Here is a 21,942-nt window from a genome sequence, read left to right on the forward strand (position 1 = left end):
CATTAGCTGGCTTCGGGATTTATTCTCTTCACACTTTTCCTTTGGATATAGAATAGACGGATGCTCAAGGAAATTGCACCTATCGATAATCCCGCAATAAGGCCAACCCAGTATCCGTAAGGACCAAGTTCTGTGAAGTTTGCTGCTACATATCCAACGGGCAAACCGATCACCCAGAAAGAGATAATTGCCATTATAAACGTCATATTGACGTCCTTATAACCTCGTAATGAACCTTGAATCGGTGCCTGGATTGCATCAGATAATTGAAAGAACGCTGCAAAGATGAAAAATTGAATGGCCAGTTTAATAATAGCAGTGTCTTTCGTATACAGTGATGCAATGGGTTCTCTAAATGTCAATAAAATTATGATTGAAATAAAGCTGAAAAGAATAGCCACACCTACACCAAGGAAACTATAATGCTTTGCATCTATCGGTTTTTTCGCACCAATCGATTGTCCGACTAATATTGTGACGCCCATTGAAATACTTAGGGGCACCATATATAAGAGTGAGGTGAAATTTAAGGCAATCTGATGAGCGGAAATTGTAGCAGTTGTGTACCCACTCATTAGAAGTGTTACGACAGAAAAGATACTTATTTCCACGAATATTGATAGTCCAATCGGTACACCAATTTTCAAGATTGCTTTCCAACGCTTAAGTGAAACTGCTTCCCAATTTGAAAACAAAGAAAATGACTGAAAAGATTTCCGTTTCCATGCGAGTAAGAATGCAATGCAGAAAACCAACCAGTATGTAATTCCTGAAGCAAAGCCAGCCCCTGCACCACCCATTTCAGGGAAACCAAAATTTCCATAAATAAACAGGAAATTAAGAAAGACGTTAATGGGAGCTGATAATAGAATGATGAACATAGAAACACGGGTTGCACCAAGTGCATCAAAAAACGATCTAAATACTGTATAGGCGAATAGAGGAAGCAGCCCGATGCTCATTCCTTTTAAGTAATCAGCCGCGACAATCCTAACTTCACCTTCGAGCGGCATATGATTAAGAGAGGGGATTACGGCGAATATCATAATTGAGAATACGATTGCTGCAAGTACTATTGATAAATACAAACCTTGCTGAACAGATGGTCTAACCTCGTCCTTCTTACCGCCTCCGATAAGGTGAGCAATTATTGGCGTAAGTCCCATAATAATACCAGATAACCCCGTATAAACAGGCACCCAGAATGAGGATCCAATTGTGACACCTGCGAGGTCTTCCGTATTGTATCTACCAGTCATGAGAATATCGAAAAAAGTCATCAAGTATAGTGCGATTTGAGTAACAAGTATAGGGATAATAATTTTAAAAAGCATATTGATCTTCTGTTTTAAAGGTGTAACATCTTCCAAAATAGTTCTCCTTCCCCAACGGAATTCAGCTAAACGAGTTCCATTCGTCTTCAAGTAAAATTTACGGCTTTATGCAAATCAAACAACATTGTATCATGATTTCTTTGCTATAATAGCGAAGTGGTAAATAAGAAAATAATTAAGCATAAAAAAAGATGGATGAGGTGAATGGCCAAATGAAGCGGCCAGTGATTGTATTAACGGGTGGCGGTACAGCAGGGCATGTCTCCGTAAACGAGGCACTAATACCTGTTTTTGATGAAAAGGGATATGAAATTCATTATATCGGTTCCCATGATGGAATCGAAAAGGAATTGATAAATGGTGGTCACCCCGAGGTAACCTATCATGCGATTCAAAGCGGGAAATTGAGGCGCTATTTTTCCATGAAGAATTTTTCTGATCCATTCCGAGTTGGTACCGGCGTTTTACAAGCGTATATTATATTACAAAAGTTGAAGCCGGAAATCATTTTCTCGAAAGGTGGATTCGTTTCTGTTCCAGTCGTATTGGCAGCAAAACTTGCGAAAATCCCGGTTGTTGCTCATGAATCCGATGTTTCTCCTGGACTTGCAAATAAGTTAGCATTACCGTTTTCTAACCATATATTTACAGTTTTCGAAGAAACTTTGAATTATTTACCAAATGGTAAAGCAACTTGTACAGGAGCAGTCATCAGACCCGAAATTTTCAGCGGAATTCGTAAAGAGGGATTGCGTATTGCCGGCTTGCCTTGCGAAAAGCCAGTATTCATCGTCATGGGTGGAAGTCAAGGGTCTGCTGTACTGAACGATGCAGTGAGAAAAGAATTGGACTCTATCCTAAAGAGATTTGAAGTTATCCATCTCTGCGGTAAAGGAAATATTGATGAGTCTTTGGAACTTGTACCTGGATATTCGCAATTTGAATATGTAACTGAGGGGCTACCTCACTTGTTGGCAGCTGCTGATTTTGCTGTTTCAAGGGCGGGATCGAATGCTATATTCGAATTATTGTCTGTCCATAAGCCAATGTTACTTATTCCCCTATCGGCGGCTAAGAGTAGGGGGGACCAACTTTTGAATGCATCGCTTTTCAAGTCACTTGGAATAGCGCAAATAGTTCAAGAGGAGGAGTTGGATAATTTATCCATGATGGATCTATTTAACCAGTTGGTGAAAGAGAAAAGTGAGCTTGTAGAAAACATGAAAAAAGTTTCAAACACAAAATCTCCTGAAATGATGGCTGATTTGATACTGTCATACAAAAAATAGCTGGATTAGGTCTTAAGTAGATAGAAAATTGTCGAAAATTGTTGCATTTATCTAATAGTGAGTGTAATCTTGTTAACGGTATTACTGTCAAATAATTAGAACGAAACCCTTTCAGTTCTACTATTTGCATGGTAATATGAATACGGATAAAGAATTAACACAACAGGCCAATTGGCAAATGTGGAGGTCATTTTACATGTCGAACAATGTAGGTACCCAACGTTCTCCTTACTCAATATTTACTGGTCCGAATCTCGGGTATGTAATGGAAATGTATGAACAGTTTAAAATGTCACCTGAATCGGTGGACCCTGAGCTTGCTGAAATGTTTAGAAGCTTTGGTGCACCTTCGGTAGATGAAGCAGAACAAACTCAATCCATGGCTGCAACAGCCGTACCTGCTGTCAATTTTGGCAAGGTATTGGCCGCTTATACCTTAATCGATGCTATCCGTGCATACGGACATCTTGCTTCAGATATTTATCCACTAAACGATAGACCGAAAGACTCGACTCGCCTAGAACTTTCCTATTATGGGCTGACTGAAAGCGATTTATTGTCGATGCCAGCTTCTTTATTCCTGAAAACTCCACCGACGAACGTGGAGAATGGAATGGATGCTGTAAATTATTTGAAATCATTGTATACCGGGAAAATTGCTTATGAATTTGCCCATGTAATTGATGAAGAAGAACGTTCGTGGATTCAAACAAGAATCGAAAATGGAGAAGTTTCCATTAACCTATCGAATGAAGACAAAAAAGCAATGCTTGAAAGATTGACTAAGATTGAAGGTTTCGAAAAGTTCATACACCGCACATTTGTCGGGGCAAAACGATTCTCTATAGAAGGACTTGATTCTCTTGTTATCCTTCTTGATGAATTAGTTCGCCGCTCTGAATCACAAAGAATGAAAAAAGTATTAATTGGCATGGCTCACCGTGGCCGTTTAAATGTACTGACCCATATTTTGAATAAACCATATGAAATGATGTTTGCTGAATTTGCTGGTGTTCCTTCGGATCCTTTTATTCCTGAAGATGGAACACTAAAAACAACACGCGGTTGGTTCGGAGACGTTAAATACCATATGGGTGCTCTTTACAAAGCACCATCTGGCACTGAGCGTTTCCTTGCATATAATCCATCCCATTTGGAAGTAGTAAACCCTGTAGTTAACGGACAGACTCGCGCTGCCCAAGAAACGACGAATCATGCAGGTGCGCCTGAACAAGACATGAAGGCAGCTTACTCAATTATAATTCACGGGGATGCAGCGTTCCCTGGTCAAGGTATTGTGCCTGAAACGTTCAACTATAGCCGCGTTCGAGGATACAAGACGGGTGGTTCCATTCATATTATTGCGAATAATACGATTGGATTCACTACTGAATATTATGATTCACGCTCCACTCACTACTCTTCGGATCCTGCCAAAGGTTTTGAGGTGCCAATTGTGCACGTCAACGCAGATAGCCCAGAGGACGTAATGGTGGTAGCAGCTTTTGCATTTGAATATCGTCAAAAATTTGGTAAAGATATTCTAATAGACCTAATTGGTTACCGTAGATATGGCCATAATGAAATGGATGAGCCATTGGTTACAAACCCAATGATGTATCATCAAATCCATAAACATCCAACTGCAAGGCAGCTGTACGGAACTGAACTTGTAAATTCCGGCATTATTTCAGATACGGATGTTGAAAAATTAGATGCTGATATTTTCGCGATGATGCAATCTGCATATGACAAAGTAAAAGAAAATAAATCTGACGTTAAAAAACTTTCCGATGCAACACCTGATTACGTTATGGCAGGATATCCTGAGAATCTTGAGACAGGCGTAGAACAGGAAAGACTTGAACGTATGAATGAAGAACTTCTTACGTACCCAGAAGACTTTACTGTGTTCGGCAAGTTGGATCGTATTTTAAAACGCCGCGAAGAACCTTTTAAAGGTAAAGGGAAAATTGACTGGGCACACGCGGAACAATTGGCTTTCGGATCTATCCTTCAAGATGGTAAGCCAATTCGTATTACGGGGCAGGACGTCCAACGGGGTACATTTGCTCACCGCCATCTTGTATTGCATGATGAAAAAACGGGTGAAGAGTTAGTACCACTTCATCATATCAGTGGATCGAATGCTTCCTTTGTTGCCTATAACAGTCCTTTGACAGAATTTGCTGTAGTTGGGTATGAGTTTGGTTATAACCTTGAAAAAGACCAGGCATTATCAATCTGGGAAGCACAGTATGGTGACTTTGCAAATATGGCGCAAGTCATGTTTGACCAATTCATCTCTTCCAGCCATTCAAAATGGGGACAGCAATCAGGAATGGTAATCCTGCTGCCGCATGCATATGAAGGTCAAGGTCCAGAGCACTCCAGTGCGCGCCTTGAAAGGTATTTACAACTTTGCGCTGAAAATAACTGGACGGTTGCCAACATTTCAAGTGCAGCGAACTATTTCCACGTATTACGTAGACAGGCAAAAATGCTTGGGACTGAAGTGGAACGTCCGTTAGTCATCGTATCTCCTAAATCACTGCTTCGTCATCCACTTGTTGGTGCAGATCCAAGTGATTTAGCAAATGGTCATTTCCAAACAGTTCTTGAGCAACCCGGAACAGGTCAGGAACCTAAAAAGGTAAAGAAAGTTCTATTTGCAAGCGGAAAAATGGCAATCGATCTTGCTGAAGCAGTTAAAGACGGAGAAGGATTTGAACACTTGCACATCGTTCGCGTTGAGCAATTGTATCCATTCCCATCTGAGAAAATTGCTGATATCGTTGCACGTTTCCCTAACGTGGAAGAACTTGTCTGGGTCCAGGAAGAGCCGAAAAACATGGGCTCATGGTCATTTGCTTTACCATATCTGCAAGAAATCGCCGAAGAGAAAAAAGTTTCTTATGCAGGCCGAATTCACCGCGCAAGCCCTTCAGAGGGAAGCGGAGATGCACATAAAATTGCACAACAACGTATTATTGATGAAGCTTTGAAAAAGTAATAGCTTAATAACTATAGAAATTGATAAGTGTTACAAACCGTCGTTACGGTACAATAGAGGAGGAATTTATTGTGGCTGAGATCAGAGTACCAGAACTTGCAGAATCGATTACTGAAGGAACTATTGCAAAGTGGTTAAAACAAATAGGTGAAAGTGTTGAAAAAGGCGAATTCATCGTTGAGTTGGAAACAGATAAAGTCAACGTCGAAGTAATTTCCGAAGAAGCTGGGGTAGTTCAAGAACTTCTTGCTGCAGAAGGCGACACAGTTGAAGTCGGCCAAGTTATTGCAGTAGTCGGAGAAGGTTCTGGAGCACCTTCAGCACCAGCTGCTCCTGCTGCTCCAGAAGCGAAAGTGGAAGAAGCTCCTAAAGCTGCCGCTGCACCAGTTGCTGCGCAAACTACGGAACAAACTTCAACAGATCGCACTATCGCAAGCCCAGCAGCTAGAAAATTAGCTCGTGAAAAAGGAATCGACCTTGCCGCGGTTTCACCGGTTGACCCAATGGGCCGAGTACGTGCACAAGACGTTGCTGCTCATGGTAATGCTCCTACGGCACCAGCCGCTGCACCTGCTGCAAAATCAGCAGCGCTAACACCTGTGCAAGACGGACGTGAAACACGTGAAAAAATGACACGTCGCCGCCAAACTATTGCAAAACGTTTACTTGAAGTAAGACAGTCTACAGCTATGTTGACAACTTTCAATGAAATCGATATGTCTGCAGTGATGGAACTTCGTTCACGCAAAAAAGATGAATTCTATGATAAGAATGATGTACGTCTTGGTTTCATGTCATTCTTCACAAAAGCAGTTGTTGCAGCACTTAAAAAATATCCATACGTCAACTCAGAAATCGACGGCGATGAAATCATCTTGAAGCACTATTATGATGTAGGTATTGCCGTTTCCACTGAAGGTGGTCTTGTTGTTCCAATCGTACGTGATGCGGATCGTAAAAACTTTGCCGAGATCGAATCCAACATTGGCGAATTGGCGCTAAAAGCAAGAGACAATAAATTGACGATTGCTGATATGTCAGGTGGATCATTCACAATCACAAACGGTGGTGTATTCGGATCCCTATTCTCTACACCAATCCTTAACGGAACTCAAGTTGGTATTCTTGGAATGCACACAATTCAAAAACGCCCAGTTGCAGTTGGTGACAAAGTAGAAATCCGTCCGATGATGTACATCGCATTGTCATACGACCACCGCGTCATCGATGGAAAAGATTCTGTTGGTTTCTTGAAAATGGTTAAGGAACTAATCGAAAATCCTGAAGATTTACTTCTTGGATCTTAACAAAAGCGGAGGGCGCCTGAATAGAGGTGACGGGCATAAGACGAAGATGCGGCGTGGCGTCTTTTGCCACAGAGCAGCTTTGACTTATGACCCCGAACCTCTGGCGACCGAAGTCTGGACGTAGCTAGTAATAAGAAATACAAAGAAAGGCCCGATGTTATATCGGGCCCTTTTTCGAATTGAAGCAAGGAAGGTGATTTATATGTCATTTAAAGATTGGACAACTGCTCCAACAATCCGTAAAGTCGTCTGTAAACATGCCAATGCTGAAAAATATGTTGTCACGAATGTCCTAACTTTAGGTAAGGAATATGACGTAAAAAATGAAACAGAAGAGTTCATTTTCATCGTAGATAATTCAGGCAAAGTCGGCGGCTATTATAAAACGTATTTCGAATGAAAATTCGCTCGATGCCAAACCTAAAGGCATTGGGCGTTTTTATTGGGAGGAAGAATAGCGATGAGTTCAATTATAGTTGCTAAACAGGAACAACGACAAATAAGAACATATGAAAAGAATGAGAAGTTATTGATTCAGGAAGGCGGGTATATTTCACCCATACCTAATCTATGGGAAGATATTTTAATTGGCGTCGTCTTAAAAAAACCGATTCTATTAAAAGGCCCATCCGGTTCAGGAAAAACAAAACTTGCCCAAAGTATTTCTGAGTTTTTCCAACAGCCGATGCATAGCGTGAACTGTTCAGTCGATTTGGATGCTGAATCCCTATTAGGATTTAAGACGATAATTTCGAAAGAAGGTCAGACCGTAATCGAATTTGTGGAAGGTCCTGTTGTCCAGGCGATGAAAGAGGGACATATCCTCTATATTGATGAAATCAATATGGCAAAACCTGAAACATTGCCTATTCTACATAGTGTATTAGATCATCGTCGTATGTTAACAAATCCTTTCACGGGCGAAGTGATACATGCTCATGAGGATTTTACGGTTATCGCTGCCATAAATGAAGGATATGTTGGAACATCACCAATGAACGAAGCATTGAAAAATCGTTTTGTTTCATTCACTATTCCGTACCTTGCTGGTGTTCAGCTTAGGGAAATCATTCAAAACCTATTTCCTCAAGCAGGCGTAAGTTTGGTTGAGTCGATAATGAATATTAATGAGGATTTAAAGAAACAAGTGATGAATGGTCTTTTATCAGAAGAGGCAGCTTCAGTTAGAAGTTTATTGGATGCAATGGCACTCGCTGAGCATATTCCGGTAAGACGAGCAATTCAGTATGCAATCGCGGAGAAGTTGGATGATAAGATGGAACAGAAGCTCGTTATGGAATTAGTGGATACCTGGGTGAAATGAGGCGAATAGAGTGGTGAAGTTAAATCGGTTCATCCAATTCAATGATGAAACAATCGATGCCAACCAGCTTTTGCTTTATGAACGGCTTGGAAGGGCGCTTGCGGATGCACCGTATCTTGAATTAACCGAACGAAAACTGTTTGAACTTCAGCCGAAAGAAGGAGGAATTTCATTAAGCGTATTTTGGAGACATCGGCCGGAGGAAATTACCCATATGGGGAGACTTTCTGATGTTTATTTAATGACCGCTGGGTTTTGGAAGAATTTTTCTGTAAGTGATTGGCTAAAGTTCAGACAGCAGTATGAAAGACATCATTTAAGAAAATTCGCAGAAGAACTATTACTCATGCTGGAAGAGTTTAGATTGATGGATCTTGTTGAGAAGCAACGACCAGGTACAAGTAGGGCATTTTCTGTGAGAAGGCAATTACTGCTTCAATTCCATTATGACAGGCTCGTTTCAAATTTCAAAAAGGGATTTTATGCAGACGCCTTGATGGATCAGCTATTCATTACACTTCATGATAGTATGTTCGCACAATCGACTGTGGAATGGGAATTGCCGATCGAACAGATTCATTTAATTGCTTCATACGCAACCGATGCGACATCAACGTCCCAAATGATGAATGTCGTTGACCGTATAATTTTCATGATTGAAGAAGTTATCGAGCAGGATCTTATCCATCAGTATTATGCAATTGGCGATTCGATTTCGGAAGAGACTGCGGCGTTTCATTTTCATGATGGTATGAAGGAAGCAGAAAAAGGGGAGCCGGAAGTCAAAGAAACAATTGACGAGGTGTTCCGCACATGGCATCGGGAAAATGAAAGTGAGTCTGGCGTCCATCTTGAATATGAACTTGAACATGGCAGAGCGGGTAGGGGAGACGGCAGCAACGTGGCAGAAGGAAATGAAAATGCCGAAATCCAAGAAACCGGGACTGGTGAATCAGAGGGCAACGAAAGCGGGCAATGGTCCGATGAAGAGCATGAACAAACTGACAAGAAAATTGCGCAGAAAAAAGCCGGGAAAGAATTCGGGAAAGAGCATGCGCATGTAGTTTTCGAGGAAAAAGTGGTCGAAGCGGTAAGTAATGAAGCGAATAAGATTAAATTGTTAAAATGGCGTGAAGAACATAAGCCCTATATCCGTTCATTTGTTGAAGAGATGAAGAAACGGATTGAAATGAAAGAGGATGCACGAAGAACTGGGTTGCCCAAAGGCCGATTATCGCCAAAGCTAACGACGATACTTGTTGATGAACGCCCAAGACCATTTTATCGAAAAAACATTCCTTCCGATAAGTTAGATGCAGTTTTCGGTCTGTTAGTTGATGGATCTGCTTCCATGATGGACAAACTGGATGAAACGAAGAAGGCGGTCTTGATGTTTCATGACGTGTTACGTCAGCTTGCCGTACCGCATGAAATCTCATCGTATTATGAGGATGCCAACCATGCGACAAAGGAGCTCCAACCAAATGTATTTGGTCTGATGCATACGTTCATGGAACAACGTCAGGATAATGGGTTGTCAATCCTTTCATTTGAGACGAACGAAGATAACCGAGATGGTTTTGCGATTAGGTGGATGACGCGAAGACTTTTGGCGAGACCTGAAAAAAATAAGTTTTTACTTGTTTTCTCGGATGGTGAACCCTCCGCATTCGGCTATGATCGAAATGGTATTTTGGATACGAGGGAAGCTGTGATGGAAGCGGAGAAGCAAGGAATTTCCGTCATTCATTTATTCTTGGCGTCTGAAGAACCAACCGATGACCAACGTGCGTTGTTTTCAATGATGTTCGGGAATAAATCAGCGGCTTCTCATTCGGTTGAAAACTTTACGGATCAGACGTTGAGGATTTTAAGAAAGTTGCTGGCTATTGCGATTGGGTGAGTGAAGGTCCATTCTTCCGCGGTTAGGGTCCGTTCTTTCTAACAAGGGCCCATTCTTTTGCTGGCAAGGTCCGTTCTTTCACTGCGCGGGTCCATTCTTTCTTACAAGGGCTCATTCTTTTGATGCCAAAGTCCATTCTTTTACGAATACTGGATAGTAGCGAAGAGTTCTCGTTTACCTTGGAAAAGTTCGCATTAATGGATGAAGAGTTCTCGATTACTATCGAGGAGTGCTCATTAATGTATAATGAGTTCTCATTTACTGCGTAAAAGTTCTCATTAATCGTGAAGAATTATCGTTTACTACGCTAAAATAATTATTTTACAAAAGGGGGTGCATGGATATTAAGTACAAACTAATTTCCTTACTCATTGCAGCGAGTTTAATTTTGTCGGCATGTTCGGCAGATGTCAAAGCAGACCAGAAGACAAATTCTGAACTTAAAAAGGACAATGCATTGTCCAAATACTCTTCCGAGGAAATCGAATACGCAAGGGTTTGGTTGCAACTTGGACCAAATCAAGAAATTGATGAACTAAATGTTTGGCATATTTCTGCTGGTGAACCACTCAATCCCGATGATGAAACGAGCGCAGTCTATCCGGAGAACGTTATTCAATTGGCCGGTTCACGACTGATCGATGGATCGGTTACATATAGTAGTAATGGGAATGGCACCATTAATATATATAACGTTCCGTTACGTTGGGATGGAAAATACCCTGCCGGTAAGAGCTTTTATGAGGATTTTATTAAAAATAAAAAGGTCGTATCCATCAATCTGGGTGACGATGAAAAAGTTATAAGGCTTATCAAATTACTTCATATTCACTAAGTTAAATAAAAACAGGTGAGGGGAGCTAAAATAGCTTCCTTCACCTGTTTTAGGATCTTAATACGGCCGCTGTGGGGATTGTGTTTTTTCGTGCACAGCAAGAAGACGTTGTTTCAATTCTTCCTCCATACGAGCAATCTCCACTTCAGCAGCTTTTCGTTTAGCACGACCATCCGCTTGAATAACAAGCGTTTCTTCAATCGTTTGTATCAAATTCTCTTGTGTCTTTTTCAACGTATCGATTTCAATAATGCCACGTTCGTTTTCTTTTGCAGTTTCAATTGAATTGACCTTCAACATCTCTGAATTCTTCAAGAGCAGATCATTCGTTGTTTTTGTCACTAATTTTTGCGACTCCACTGCTTTTCTCTGGCGATTCAATGTCAGAGCAATGGCAATTTGGTTTTTCCATAATGGAATGGAAGTCATGATGGATGATTGAATCTTCTCCGCAAGAGTCTGGTTTGTTTGTTGAATCATCCTAATTTGTGGAGCACTTTGGATTGTAATCTGTCTTGATAGTTGCAAATCATACAACCGTTTTTCCAACCGGTCGAGGAACTGACCCATGTCATTCACTTCCTGGAATGCCATCTGATCATTTGACAGTTCAGCTTCTCTCTTCATTTCCGGTATAATGACATTGGCAATCTCATCCCGCTTCAACTCAGCTGCTGCAATATAGACATTCAAAGCTTGGAAGTATGTCTTGTTTTGTTCGTATAAGCTGTCGAGCATTTGGACATCTTCAAGCAAGCCTCGTTTTGAATGCTCAAGCTGAACACCAATACGATCTATTTGTGTGCTTAGTTTTTGATACTTTGTCATCATCTCTTGAATGGAGCGGGTAGCTTTTTTAAATAGACGGGCTAAGCCAGATTTCTTCTTCTCGGATAAATCTTCAGGATCAATTTCCGAAAGCTTGCTCATTAAGTCACTCAGTACATCTCCAACAGGCCCGATATCTTTGCTTTGCACATGGTCTAACATTTTATGAGAAAAACGGGATAATTCATTTTGGGCATTTGCACCATATGTTATGATTGCTTCGTAATTCCCAACAGGGATCTGCTCCGCAAGTTGCTTTGCTTTTTCCTGTTCTTCGGGAGTCAAGCGGTCCATAAGCTTAACGGCTACCTGCCCATTACTTTGTTCCGTTTGCATTTCTTTAGGTAATAAAGGTTCATTTACATTAAATGGATTGTCCAATAGGTCATCCATGGTCTTTACCTCATTATTTGTCATATTATTCCCTGTCATTACGCATTTCTCCTTTCATCTCAAGCAACGGCTTATTCTTTTTCATTGTAACATCCACATAGTCCAATTCGAGTTGAAGTTGTTCAATATCTGTAGCAAGTGCACCTCTTAAATCCTGCTCCAACTGTCTATTCACATCATTTAGTGTTTCCCTTGTATGTTGAAGAGCAACTCTGATTTCCTGATCTTTTAAAGGTTGGTTCACAAGGATTGCATATTTGGAAGTCAGTTCGACTGCAGAATCAAGATGGGAGTAGAAAAATTTTTCTACATGGTAGAACTTTTTAGGGTTTTTGCGTACTATGGTTAGAATCCTTTTCGCTAAATTATTTATCTCGTAAACCTGTTTGAACGCTTGGACAGAACGGACTTGACCATAGAGCCCATTCAGTTTATTAATTTTAGTCTTTGCTTCATTCATTTGAGATTTGATGTGTTTAAATTCTGATCTTGACATTCCAAGTTCTTTAACATTTGAGGAAAGTTGTATTTGTTTAATCGTGAAATTACCGCCCAGGTAAATTGCAATCATTAGGCCTGTCGCAGCGAGTGGATTCATGCCTGCTGCCAAGGTCATTGTTAACCAAGAGCCGAAACTGATAGGTGCTGTTATTAAGTGTCTTTGGAAAAACTGTTTGACTTCTTTCAATATCTCCAGGCCTCCTTGCTTTTCTCTTCATATTACTTTATACGTTTAACGTGGCTTTAAGTTTCATGTCTCTAGTGCAATTATACCTGATTTGTAGTTGAATTACAGTGTTATTAACGCCGAATCCAATTACTTGGATAGTTCCAATAGATTTGATAAAATAAATCCACTCACATTCGAATAATGGGGGGAAGAAAAATGGATTATGAAATTATTTATATGAAAGCGGATTATGAGCCATGGTGGATGTTCGAAGACTGGGAAACCACGATCCAGTCCAGAAGAAAATTTGATACGGCAACGGATGCCGAATTATACCTTGATGAATTAAAAAAAGAATTTGAAGCAAAATATAAGTATAAAGAAGAGCGAGATAGCTGTTTTTTTGCTTATTGGTCTGAAACGGAACGTTGTTTCTGTGATGGTTGCGACGAGGATCTACAAATTTTTCACGGACTTCTCTCCTTGGTTGATGGTAAACCATCCACAATGATAGATAAATAATTCGAATATTTGATATTGTTATATTGACAAATATTATGGGTATGTTATAGTATCAGTAACTAAAAGCAATACCGAAGAAAACGTATTCACGTATTACAAAAGGTGATCGGCGTTGTCGGTACTTTTTGTAATATGTGAATTTTTTTCATGTATTAGTAAGTAAATTATTTGGAGGTAGTCACACATGAAACAAGGTACTGTAAAGTGGTTCAACTCTGAAAAAGGCTTCGGATTCATCGAAGTTGAAGGGGAAGACGATGTATTCGTACACTTCTCTGCTATTCAGGGAGACGGATTTAAAACTTTGGATGAAGGTCAACAAGTTGAATTCGAAGTTGTAGAAGGCAATCGTGGTCTTCAAGCTGCTAACGTAGTGAAACTATAATTCGTCAGATAAAAGAGGCCCTTCACCGGAGCCTCTTTTTTATTTATTTCCGTGGAAAATGTCCCATGCAACGGAAATTAAGGTTTAGTTACCGACTCTAATGTGGAAGTAACAATGAATTTCTCATTATTTTCGACTTCCATAATCGCTTCTCGTTTAACCTCACCGTATCCTTCAACAAAATATTTTCTATTTACTGCATTATTTTCTTTTGATTCAATTACGAATGCATTATCGAATTTTTGGTAAGGGGTTTCAACTGTAACACCGGTTTCAGTAATCTTCCACTTGCCGAAAGTAGTGCCGACTTCAAATGGTTTTTTCAAATAAATACCTTCCGGTTCCATTGCCTCAATTTCCGAGAGGGAAGGGAAGTCCTCATTCATATCTACTGGAGTATGATTAATTATTGTAATCTGATTCTCCTCGATCTTATAAATATGCCTAATGGTGACTCCGCCATTATTTTCATGAACCCCTACGATATTTTCATATGGCATGGCAAACGTAAGATCTAATTCTGCAAATTCATTTCCTTCACCAAGGAAATGCGCTTTTGAACCATCTGGCATAAAGTAATCCTTCAGCGACTTATCGACAGTCTCTTTCACTTGATTATTGCCATTTTCCGTAACTTGGTCCGGATCGTTTGACTCCCCGCTATTGCCTGAATTATTTAATGTAGTTGTTTTGCTTGAGCATCCCATGATTAATAGGGTTGAAAATACCAGCAAAATGAGCAGACGATACATCCTCATGAAAAACACTCTCCTTTTCAAATAATATACCCGAAATAAAATTGATTATCCTATTTGAAAGTAAAGTAAAATCAGCTACAGGCGGCATTCAAAGCCGTTACGAAGAACGGCTTTTGCGAGTAAAAGCGAAGCGTTAGGAGCACATCTTTGTCCTCTCAGGTCGCTTCGGTCTTGAAAGAAAAGGTAAAAACCACCTATTTTCAAGACCTCCACCGCCTGTCGAGGCTAAACGCCGCCTTCCGCTTTATATTAAAAAACCGCTTTTCCCAAATGAGAAAAGCGGTACGGTTAGAGATTAGTTGGATACAGCTTGTTGTTCCTTCCACTCCAAGTATTCATCATATTGCATCATTTTATCAAAAATTGTACCGTCTTCACGGATTTCAATAATTCTGTTCGCAACAGTTTGGATAAATTGCTGGTCATGTGAAGTAAATAACATAGCACCTTTAAATGCCATCAAGCCATTATTCAGCGCTTGGATAGACTCCAAATCCAAGTGGTTCATTGGCTCATCCAATAGAAGGACGTTTGCATTTGTTAACATCATCTTGGAAAGCATGCAACGGACTTTTTCTCCACCAGATAGGACAGATGGTTTCTTTTTAACTTCTTCACCAGAGAAGAGCATACGACCAAGGAAACCACGTAAGAATGTTTCAGTCTGATCTTCAGGAGAATACTGGCGAAGCCACTCAACTAAAGATGCCTCGTTTCCTTCGAAAAATTCACTGTTATCGAGAGGGAAGTATGCATTTGTTGTTGTTACACCCCATTTGTATGAACCTTCATCTGCTTCTGATTCACCAGCAAGGATTTCCAATAATGCTGTTTTCGCTAATGGATTACCTAAAAGTATAATTTTATCTTCTTTATTCATCGTAAAGGTTGCGTCTTTTATCATCACTTTACCGTCTTGCGATTTTGAAAGACCTTGAACAGTAAGGACATCGTTCCCGATTTCACGTCCGATTTGGAAGTTGACGAATGGATAACGACGGGAAGATGGGCGAATATCATCCAATTCGATTTTTTCGAGAGCTTTTTTCCTTGAAGTGGCTTGTTTCGATTTTGATGCATTCGCACTGAAACGTGCAACGAATGCTTGTAATTCTTTGATCTTCTCTTCTTTTTTCTTGTTTTGATCTTGAGCCATTTTCAATGCCAATTGGCTGGACTCATACCAGAAATCATAGTTTCCTGGGTAAAGTTGAATTTTAGAGAAATCAAGATCCGCGATTTGTGTACAAACTTTATTCAAGAAGTGGCGGTCATGGGATACAACGATAACAGTGTTATCGAAGTTGATTAGAAACTCTTCAAGCCATTGGATCGCTTTTAAGTCCAAATGGTTCGTAGGCTCGTCAAGAAGCAAAACGTCAGGTTTTCCGAATAGCGCTTGTGCTAGAAGGACCTTAACTTTATCTGAACCTGTGAGCTCCGCCATTTTCACATTGTGAAGGGATTCGCCTATTCCAAGTCCTTGTAGCAAGATGGCTGCTTCTGATTCAGCTTCCCATCCATTCAACTCACCGAATTCGCCTTCAAGTTCAGCTGCACGCATGCCGTCCTCATCAGAGAAATCCTCTTTCATATAGATTGCATTTTTTTCGGTCATGATATCATATAGACGTTTATGCCCCATGATGACCGTATTAAGTACTTCGCTTTCTTCATACTCGAAGTGGTTTTGCTTTAGGACGGCAAGACGCTCATCCTTGTTCATGATGACATTACCTGTTTGCGGTTCTATTTCACCTGACAAAATTTTAAGGAATGTCGATTTTCCGGCACCGTTTGCACCGATTAAACCATAGCAATGACCCGGGTTAAACTGTATATTTACATCTTCAAACAGTTTACGGTCACCGAATTGAAGACTTACATTACTGACTGCTATCATAAAAATCCTCCTAAATTCACAATGCTCCTATTATAGCATGAATCCACACAATAATGGTATTGTGTTCAGTCCGTTATCCGCACTTTTTGATCAATGATCATTGATCAAAAAGTTGTCTGATATATAAAAACTGGACTCCAATGTAATCCGGTTTTGAATTGGTTCATTTCCAGTTTTCAGTTATGAATTCATCTCGTCCGGATTTTGCACGATCTTCTTCATAATGAGTCTTTTCTTTTAAATAATAATCCTGATGGTATTCCTCCGCACGGTAAAACGTTTCCGCAGGCCTGATAACTGTTACAATTGGCTTTGAGAATCTTCCACTTTGTTCAAGTTTGACTTTCGAAAGTTCTGCAGCCTTTTTTTGTACTTCGGTATAGTAGAAAATAGCAGTGGAATACGAATGTCCACGGTCTTGGAATTGACCATCTGCATCAGTCGGATCAATTTGTGGCCAATATAAGTCAAGCAATTCGTTATAGTTGAAAAGGGAAGGGTCATATGTAATTTCTACAACTTCCAAATGTCCTGAATCTCCACGCTTTACATCTTCGTATGTAGGATTCTCTACATGGCCACCCATATATCCCGATACAACATCATGGATGCCTTCCCAATCCTTAAACGGCTTTACCATGCACCAGAAACAACCTCCAGCAAAAGTGGCCTTCTCTAATTTTTTCTCTGTCATCATGCACAACCCCTTTCGAGGAAATTGTATCATAGTCTCTTATGATTTTGTTTATATAAAACAAAAGAAAGATTGTTTTTCTGTTTGCAAGCAAACAGAAGCACAATCTTTCCGTAAGGTGCCAATGAGTGGTAATGCGTTTTAGGAAATCAATAGCAAATAAAGCTAGCACCAATAATGATTAACAGGATGAAAAGCACTACAATTAAAGCAAAGGAGGAATTATTTCTCCCGAATTCACGTCCCATTTATACCACCACCTTCAACATATCTTATGCTGTGGATGGACTCATGATTGGGGAATCAGCCGCTACAAACACAAATTAACATGGTATACTTATGAGTAAAACGGAACCCGTGCTTGACACGAGTCGTCCCTATAGGTGACTTGAATTTTTGGAGGAATCGGATTTGAAAGAAGACCAATACGAAGGGCCAGTTCGTAGACGAAGAAGAAGGAAATTACGGGTTGGTAGATTATTTATGACGATTTTGTTCATCGCTTTCATTGCAATCGGCCTTTTTTCATATTTTCAATATAAAGAGGGGAAAAAGTTAGCAAGTGGCAATGAAATCGATCCAGGTTCTTTTACGGGAGATGTTGTTGACCCGAAAAAACCATCAGTCGAAAACTTCTTATTATTAGGCATTGATAATGATGGAACCGGCAAATCACGAACCGATACAATGATGGTTTTGTCATGGGATAAAAAATCGGGTTCCATCCGACTCGTTTCGTTCATGCGTGATATCTATGCAGATATACCCGGGTTTAAGTCATACAAACTGAATACGGCATATTATTTAAATGGGGTACAATCGACAAAGGACACAATCACAGGAATGTTCGGGATTCCAATCCATCATTATGCAATCGTTGACTTTGACAATTTCGAATCGATTATCGATATTGCGTTTCCTAAAGGTATTGAAATCAATGTGCAAAAAGAAATGCATGAAAAAATCGGGGTTACTTTAATGCCTGGTAAACAGAACCTTAATGGAAAAGAGCTCCTTGGATACGCGAGATTTCGTGCAGATGCTGAAGGGGATTTCGGAAGAGTTGCAAGACAGCAGGAGGTCATATCAGCTGTAAAAGAAGAAGCACTCCGTCCGAGAATGATTCGCCATGTTCCTAAATTATCCGGTGCGATTTCAGGCTTCATCCAAACAGATTTGACAGCAAAAGATGAAATCTCAAAGGCGCTCAATCTTCTTATGAAAGGAAAGGTCGACTTAAAGACCATGACAATCCCTGTTGAAGGAACGTATAGTTTTAACTACTATCCACATGCGGGATCTGTAATTGAAGTTGACGTGGAAAAGAACAAGGAAGCGATTTCCGCTTTTTTAAATATGAAAATTGATTGAGGGAGGGGAGAATTTGGAACAACCTAATAAGTCTAAAACAACGGGACAAGCAGTACCTGAAAACATAGGGACACCATGGATTATTCGTTTCTTAGGTGGAAAGGCAACAATGTTCATCCTCCTTTCCATTCTTTTAATCGGCCTTATCATTTTAGTGTACAGTAAAGTTGATTTTATCTTTTATCCAATCAAAGTGTTTTTTTCTACTGTTGTATTGCCGATCATACTTGCGACAATCGCCTACTATTTGTTAAGACCGATACTGCGCTTTTTGGAGCGTTTAAAAATACCACGAGTATGGGGAATTTTTATCATTTTTATTGGATTGATAGGTTTACTTACATTATTAGTCTTTCTTGTATTTCCCTTTTTGAAGGGCCAGTTTTCTAATTTGATTGAAGAGTTTCCGACATATTTTAAGCAGATGCTTATTAATATCGATTCCTTTTTAAGGACATCCATATTCTCATCCTATTATCTTGAAATGGATATTAATATTAATAAGTTTTTAGATAATGGATTAGGGAATATCGGACAATTTTTTGCCGACACAGTCGGTGGAATTGCCTCAGGTATTACTTCGTTCATCTCTGCTTTGACTGGATTCGTTTTAGCTATTATTACAGTACCTTTCATCCTCTTTTACTTACTAAAAGACGGGGATAAGTTGCCAATCATGATTAAAAGAATGCTGCCCCCACGTCTCCGGGATGACGCTGAAGATATTATGAAAGATGCCGATCATCAGATAAGTGCGTATATTCAAGGACAAATCCTTGTTGCCATCTGTATCGGCATAATGGTTTCGATTGGATTTCTTATTATTGGCATGAAATATGCATTATTATTAGGGGCACTTGCAATGTTTACGAGCGTTGTACCGTATTTGGGACCTATTATTGCAATTACTCCAGCGGCTATCATCGCTATTGTCGCTTCTCCATTTATGTTAGTGAAATTGGCTGTAGTATGGACAATTGTTCAATTTGTTGAAGGGAAATTCATATCACCGCAAATAATGGGTAAATCATTGCATGTTCATCCCATTACGATTATTTTCGTTTTATTGACAGCGGGTTCACTGTTTGGAGTAGTCGGAGTGGTTCTTGGGATACCAGGATACGCGCTATTGAAAGTAGTATTTACACATATGTTCGATTTGTTGAAACTGAGATACGATAAGCATGAGCCAGACCCAACCATGCATTACGAGAATCCTGAAGAAAAGTATTGAGTTGCTCATAATATGATTATGTAAACTGATTAGCTTAAAAGGAGCTATTGTATTGAAAAAAGTTATTTATTGTTTACTGATTCTGTTAATTATCACGATTTTGACCAGCTGCTCCAATGAAAGGGACAAGCCTGTCGAGATTATGATATCCGCAGCAGTCAGCTTAACAGATGCCCTGAATGAAGTGAAAGAGAATTATGAAACAACAAATCAGAATGTACAATTGACATTCAATCTCGGCAGTTCCGGTAAATTGGCAAACCAAATCGACCGAGGCGCCCCAGTAGATATGTTTTTATCCGCAAGCTCAAAAGACATGGATACCATTGCCGCCAAAGGGCTTATTGATGAATCTACTAAGGTGGAGTTTGCTTCCAACTCTCTTGTATTAATCACCCATAGAGATAATTCAACAACTATAAATTCATTCGAACAGATTCAACCAGAAAAAATTGCACATTTTTCTATTGGAGAGCCTAATAGTGTTCCAGTAGGTAGATATACGAAGCAAGTTTTCGAACGTCTTGGTATTTGGGACCCATTACAAAGTAAACTGGTCATGGGTTCAGACGCCCGTCAAGTTTTGACGTATGTTGAAATGGGTAATGTGGATTTTGGTGTCGTCTATTCCAGTGATACGGTAATAACTGATAAAGTAAAAGTTCTTGCTGAAGCGGACGATGAATGGCATGAATCGATTACTTATCCGGGAGCAATTATTAATGATTCCTTACATAAAAAAGAAGCACAAGCATTCCTTGACTATTTAACAAGTGAAGAAGGGAAAGCCGTTTTAAAGAAATATGGATTCAAGTAATCAAATAGGGAGGTATCAATGTGAATGGCGTAGACTACACACCATTACTTTTATCAATGAAAGTGGCGGCCATTTCGACCTCCATCGTATTTTTGACAGGTGTTTATTTTGCTCATTTATTTACACGAAAAAGCTTTTTCGGTAAAAGTATCATCGAATCTTTCTTCATGCTCCCACTTGTCCTCCCCCCAACCGTTGTAGGATTTGCCCTTCTTGTTTTATTCGGGAAAAAGGGATGGATAGGTAGTTGGCTTCTTGAATGGTTCGACTTACAAGTTGTATTCACTTGGATAGGGGCTGTTATCGCCTCGATTGTCGTTTCATTTCCATTAATGTATCAAAGTGCTTCCGCCGCTTTTAGTAGTCTTGATAGTCGGCTTGAAAACGCTGCAAGAACGATGGGGGCTTCTGAATGGCGTGTGTTTTGGACAGTCGCATTTCCTCTTGCTTGGCCAGGTTTATTAGCCGGCCTTGTATTGTCATTTGCAAGAGGACTTGGAGAATTTGGCGCAACGCTTATGTTGGCTGGTTTTATTCCAGGTAAAACAGATACTATCCCGATGGCCATCTATTTCGCTGTCGAATCCGGACAAATGGAACAAGCAACTTTCTGGGTCGTAATTATTGTTGCCTTAGGTTTTAGTACGATCATGTGGCTAAATTGGTGGAGTAAAAGAAATATGAGACGTTTTTCGGCGGATAAGAGTAGGTGATTGAGTGTTAGATGTACAAATAAAAAAGCAACTATTTCATTATGACTTGGAAGTAGATTTTTCAGTAGGGAATGAAAAAGTGATCCTCTTTGGTCCATCTGGCTCCGGAAAAACAACAATACTGGATAGTATTGCAGGTCTTAACAAACCTGATTCCGGAAAAATATGTTTAGGTAACAATTTGTTTTTTGATCAAAAACAATGGATGCCTACTCGGGTTCGAAATGTTGGATATCTGTTCCAAGATTACGCCCTTTTTCCGCATATGACCGTTGAAAAGAATATTTATTATGGAATTCGAAAAAAAGAGCAAAATTCTGCTATCGAGAAGATTCTCGATGTCCTTCGAATCCATCATTTATGGACGAAGTTTCCTCATCAAATTTCCGGAGGGGAAAAACAGCGAGTGGCACTTGCGCGGGCGTTGGCGACGGAGCCGTCTGTTTTACTGCTTGATGAACCTTTATCCGCACTGGATAAACAGACACGCACCGAATGTCAGGATGAAATACTTCGAATCCATGAGTTCTGGAAAATCCCGTTTATAATCGTTACGCATGATATGGACGAAGCGGAAAAGCTTGGTAATAAAATTATTTTCCTTGAAGAAGGTAAAATTATAAAAACGACTACTGTTTGACAGATAATC

At 39.9% G+C, this 21,942-nt stretch carries 22 protein-coding genes; 15 read left to right on the forward strand and 7 right to left on the reverse strand.

The genetic code is table 11. From position 1 onward, the window contains the following. Positions 1–2 precede the first annotated feature (2 nt). A complete protein-coding gene (locus ACFPZG_RS08210; RefSeq protein ID WP_283731941.1) occupies positions 3–1,370 on the reverse strand; it encodes an MATE family efflux transporter in 1,368 nt (455 codons plus the stop codon). 176 nt (positions 1,371–1,546) lie between these two features. Between ACFPZG_RS08210 and ACFPZG_RS08215 the strand changes: the two genes are divergently transcribed. The 8 genes from ACFPZG_RS08215 to ACFPZG_RS08250 all read left to right on the forward strand — a co-directional run bounded on the left by ACFPZG_RS08215 (position 1,547) and on the right by ACFPZG_RS08250 (position 11,005). Further along, positions 1,547–2,623 carry an undecaprenyldiphospho-muramoylpentapeptide beta-N-acetylglucosaminyltransferase gene (locus ACFPZG_RS08215; RefSeq protein WP_283731940.1) on the forward strand — a complete coding sequence of 359 codons (1,077 nt, stop codon included), beginning with the start codon at positions 1,547–1,549 and terminating at the stop codon, positions 2,621–2,623. Between the two features lie 196 nt (positions 2,624–2,819). After that, entirely contained in the window at positions 2,820–5,636 is a 2,817-nt protein-coding gene (locus tag ACFPZG_RS08220) for a 2-oxoglutarate dehydrogenase E1 component (RefSeq protein ID WP_317939985.1), read from the forward strand. Between the two features lie 71 nt (positions 5,637–5,707). Then, on the forward strand, positions 5,708–6,943 hold the full coding sequence (gene odhB / locus ACFPZG_RS08225; protein WP_283731939.1) for a 2-oxoglutarate dehydrogenase complex dihydrolipoyllysine-residue succinyltransferase: 1,236 nt from the start codon (positions 5,708–5,710) through the stop codon (positions 6,941–6,943). Between the two features lie 202 nt (positions 6,944–7,145). Next, the gene (locus ACFPZG_RS08230) at positions 7,146–7,343 is read left to right on the forward strand and encodes a DUF6501 family protein (RefSeq protein ID WP_283731938.1); all 198 of its coding nucleotides are present in this window, start codon (positions 7,146–7,148) and stop codon (positions 7,341–7,343) included. A gap of 60 nt (positions 7,344–7,403) precedes the next feature. Further along, positions 7,404–8,267 (forward strand): AAA family ATPase, encoded by an 864-nt coding sequence (locus ACFPZG_RS08235; RefSeq protein WP_283731937.1) that lies wholly within the window; start codon positions 7,404–7,406, stop codon positions 8,265–8,267. Positions 8,268–8,277: 10 nt separating this feature from the next. Further along, on the forward strand, positions 8,278–10,170 hold the full coding sequence (locus tag ACFPZG_RS08240) for a vWA domain-containing protein (protein WP_317939986.1): 1,893 nt from the start codon (positions 8,278–8,280) through the stop codon (positions 10,168–10,170). Between the two features lie 122 nt (positions 10,171–10,292). Further along, complete coding sequence (locus ACFPZG_RS08245) at positions 10,293–10,439, forward strand: hypothetical protein (protein ID WP_283731935.1); 147 nt, start codon at positions 10,293–10,295, stop codon at positions 10,437–10,439. A 68-nt stretch (positions 10,440–10,507) separates the two neighbouring features. Continuing rightward, positions 10,508–11,005 (forward strand): hypothetical protein, encoded by a 498-nt coding sequence (locus tag ACFPZG_RS08250; protein WP_381426667.1) that lies wholly within the window; start codon positions 10,508–10,510, stop codon positions 11,003–11,005. A gap of 57 nt (positions 11,006–11,062) precedes the next feature. On the opposite strand, the gene ACFPZG_RS08255 is transcribed toward ACFPZG_RS08250, so the two are convergent. Next, positions 11,063–12,265: a toxic anion resistance protein gene (locus ACFPZG_RS08255; protein ID WP_283731934.1), complete on the reverse strand. Its 1,203-nt coding sequence runs from the start codon at positions 12,263–12,265 to the stop codon at positions 11,063–11,065. Next, complete coding sequence (locus ACFPZG_RS08260; RefSeq protein WP_283731933.1) at positions 12,252–12,914, reverse strand: 5-bromo-4-chloroindolyl phosphate hydrolysis family protein; 663 nt, start codon at positions 12,912–12,914, stop codon at positions 12,252–12,254. Before ACFPZG_RS08260 ends, ACFPZG_RS08255 begins: the two co-directional genes overlap by 14 nt. Before the next feature lie 198 nt (positions 12,915–13,112). Here ACFPZG_RS08260 and ACFPZG_RS08265 point away from each other — a divergent pair, with 198 nt between their 5' ends. Both ACFPZG_RS08265 and ACFPZG_RS08270 read left to right on the forward strand, forming a co-directional pair. After that, on the forward strand, positions 13,113–13,418 hold the full coding sequence (locus tag ACFPZG_RS08265) for a DUF1033 family protein (RefSeq protein ID WP_283731932.1): 306 nt from the start codon (positions 13,113–13,115) through the stop codon (positions 13,416–13,418). Positions 13,419–13,602: 184 nt separating this feature from the next. Continuing rightward, positions 13,603–13,803, forward strand: a complete 201-nt coding sequence (locus ACFPZG_RS08270; protein ID WP_060210432.1) for a cold-shock protein — start codon at positions 13,603–13,605, stop codon at positions 13,801–13,803. Positions 13,804–13,880: 77 nt separating this feature from the next. Here ACFPZG_RS08270 and ACFPZG_RS08275 read toward each other — a convergent pair whose 3' ends face one another. The 4 genes from ACFPZG_RS08275 to ACFPZG_RS08290 form a co-directional block, all read right to left on the reverse strand. Then, positions 13,881–14,561, reverse strand: coding sequence for a hypothetical protein (locus ACFPZG_RS08275; protein WP_317939987.1), 681 nt, complete (start codon positions 14,559–14,561; stop codon positions 13,881–13,883). 295 nt (positions 14,562–14,856) lie between these two features. After that, complete coding sequence (locus ACFPZG_RS08280) at positions 14,857–16,464, reverse strand: ABC-F family ATP-binding cassette domain-containing protein (RefSeq protein ID WP_283731929.1); 1,608 nt, start codon at positions 16,462–16,464, stop codon at positions 14,857–14,859. A gap of 163 nt (positions 16,465–16,627) precedes the next feature. Further along, on the reverse strand, positions 16,628–17,158 hold the full coding sequence (gene msrA, locus ACFPZG_RS08285; protein WP_283734642.1) for a peptide-methionine (S)-S-oxide reductase MsrA: 531 nt from the start codon (positions 17,156–17,158) through the stop codon (positions 16,628–16,630). A 149-nt stretch (positions 17,159–17,307) separates the two neighbouring features. Further along, positions 17,308–17,406 (reverse strand): YjcZ family sporulation protein, encoded by a 99-nt coding sequence (locus ACFPZG_RS08290; protein ID WP_283731928.1) that lies wholly within the window; start codon positions 17,404–17,406, stop codon positions 17,308–17,310. A 163-nt stretch (positions 17,407–17,569) separates the two neighbouring features. Here ACFPZG_RS08290 and ACFPZG_RS08295 point away from each other — a divergent pair, with 163 nt between their 5' ends. From ACFPZG_RS08295 to ACFPZG_RS08315, 5 genes are all read left to right on the forward strand, one after another. After that, positions 17,570–18,529: an LCP family protein gene (locus ACFPZG_RS08295; RefSeq protein WP_317939988.1), complete on the forward strand. Its 960-nt coding sequence runs from the start codon at positions 17,570–17,572 to the stop codon at positions 18,527–18,529. A gap of 64 nt (positions 18,530–18,593) precedes the next feature. Beyond that, a complete protein-coding gene (locus ACFPZG_RS08300) occupies positions 18,594–19,763 on the forward strand; it encodes an AI-2E family transporter (RefSeq protein WP_283734641.1) in 1,170 nt (389 codons plus the stop codon). A gap of 52 nt (positions 19,764–19,815) precedes the next feature. Continuing rightward, complete coding sequence (gene modA, locus ACFPZG_RS08305) at positions 19,816–20,580, forward strand: molybdate ABC transporter substrate-binding protein (RefSeq protein WP_317939989.1); 765 nt, start codon at positions 19,816–19,818, stop codon at positions 20,578–20,580. Positions 20,581–20,636: 56 nt separating this feature from the next. Further along, on the forward strand, positions 20,637–21,293 hold the full coding sequence (gene modB, locus ACFPZG_RS08310) for a molybdate ABC transporter permease subunit (protein WP_381427186.1): 657 nt from the start codon (positions 20,637–20,639) through the stop codon (positions 21,291–21,293). Positions 21,294–21,297: 4 nt separating this feature from the next. After that, positions 21,298–21,933: an ATP-binding cassette domain-containing protein gene (locus tag ACFPZG_RS08315; RefSeq protein ID WP_283731925.1), complete on the forward strand. Its 636-nt coding sequence runs from the start codon at positions 21,298–21,300 to the stop codon at positions 21,931–21,933. The last annotated feature ends 9 nt before the right edge of the window (positions 21,934–21,942 follow it).

The sequence above is a fragment of the Sporosarcina thermotolerans genome (assembly GCF_042658975.1).
Taxonomy (GTDB): domain Bacteria; phylum Bacillota; class Bacilli; order Bacillales_A; family Planococcaceae; genus Sporosarcina; species Sporosarcina thermotolerans.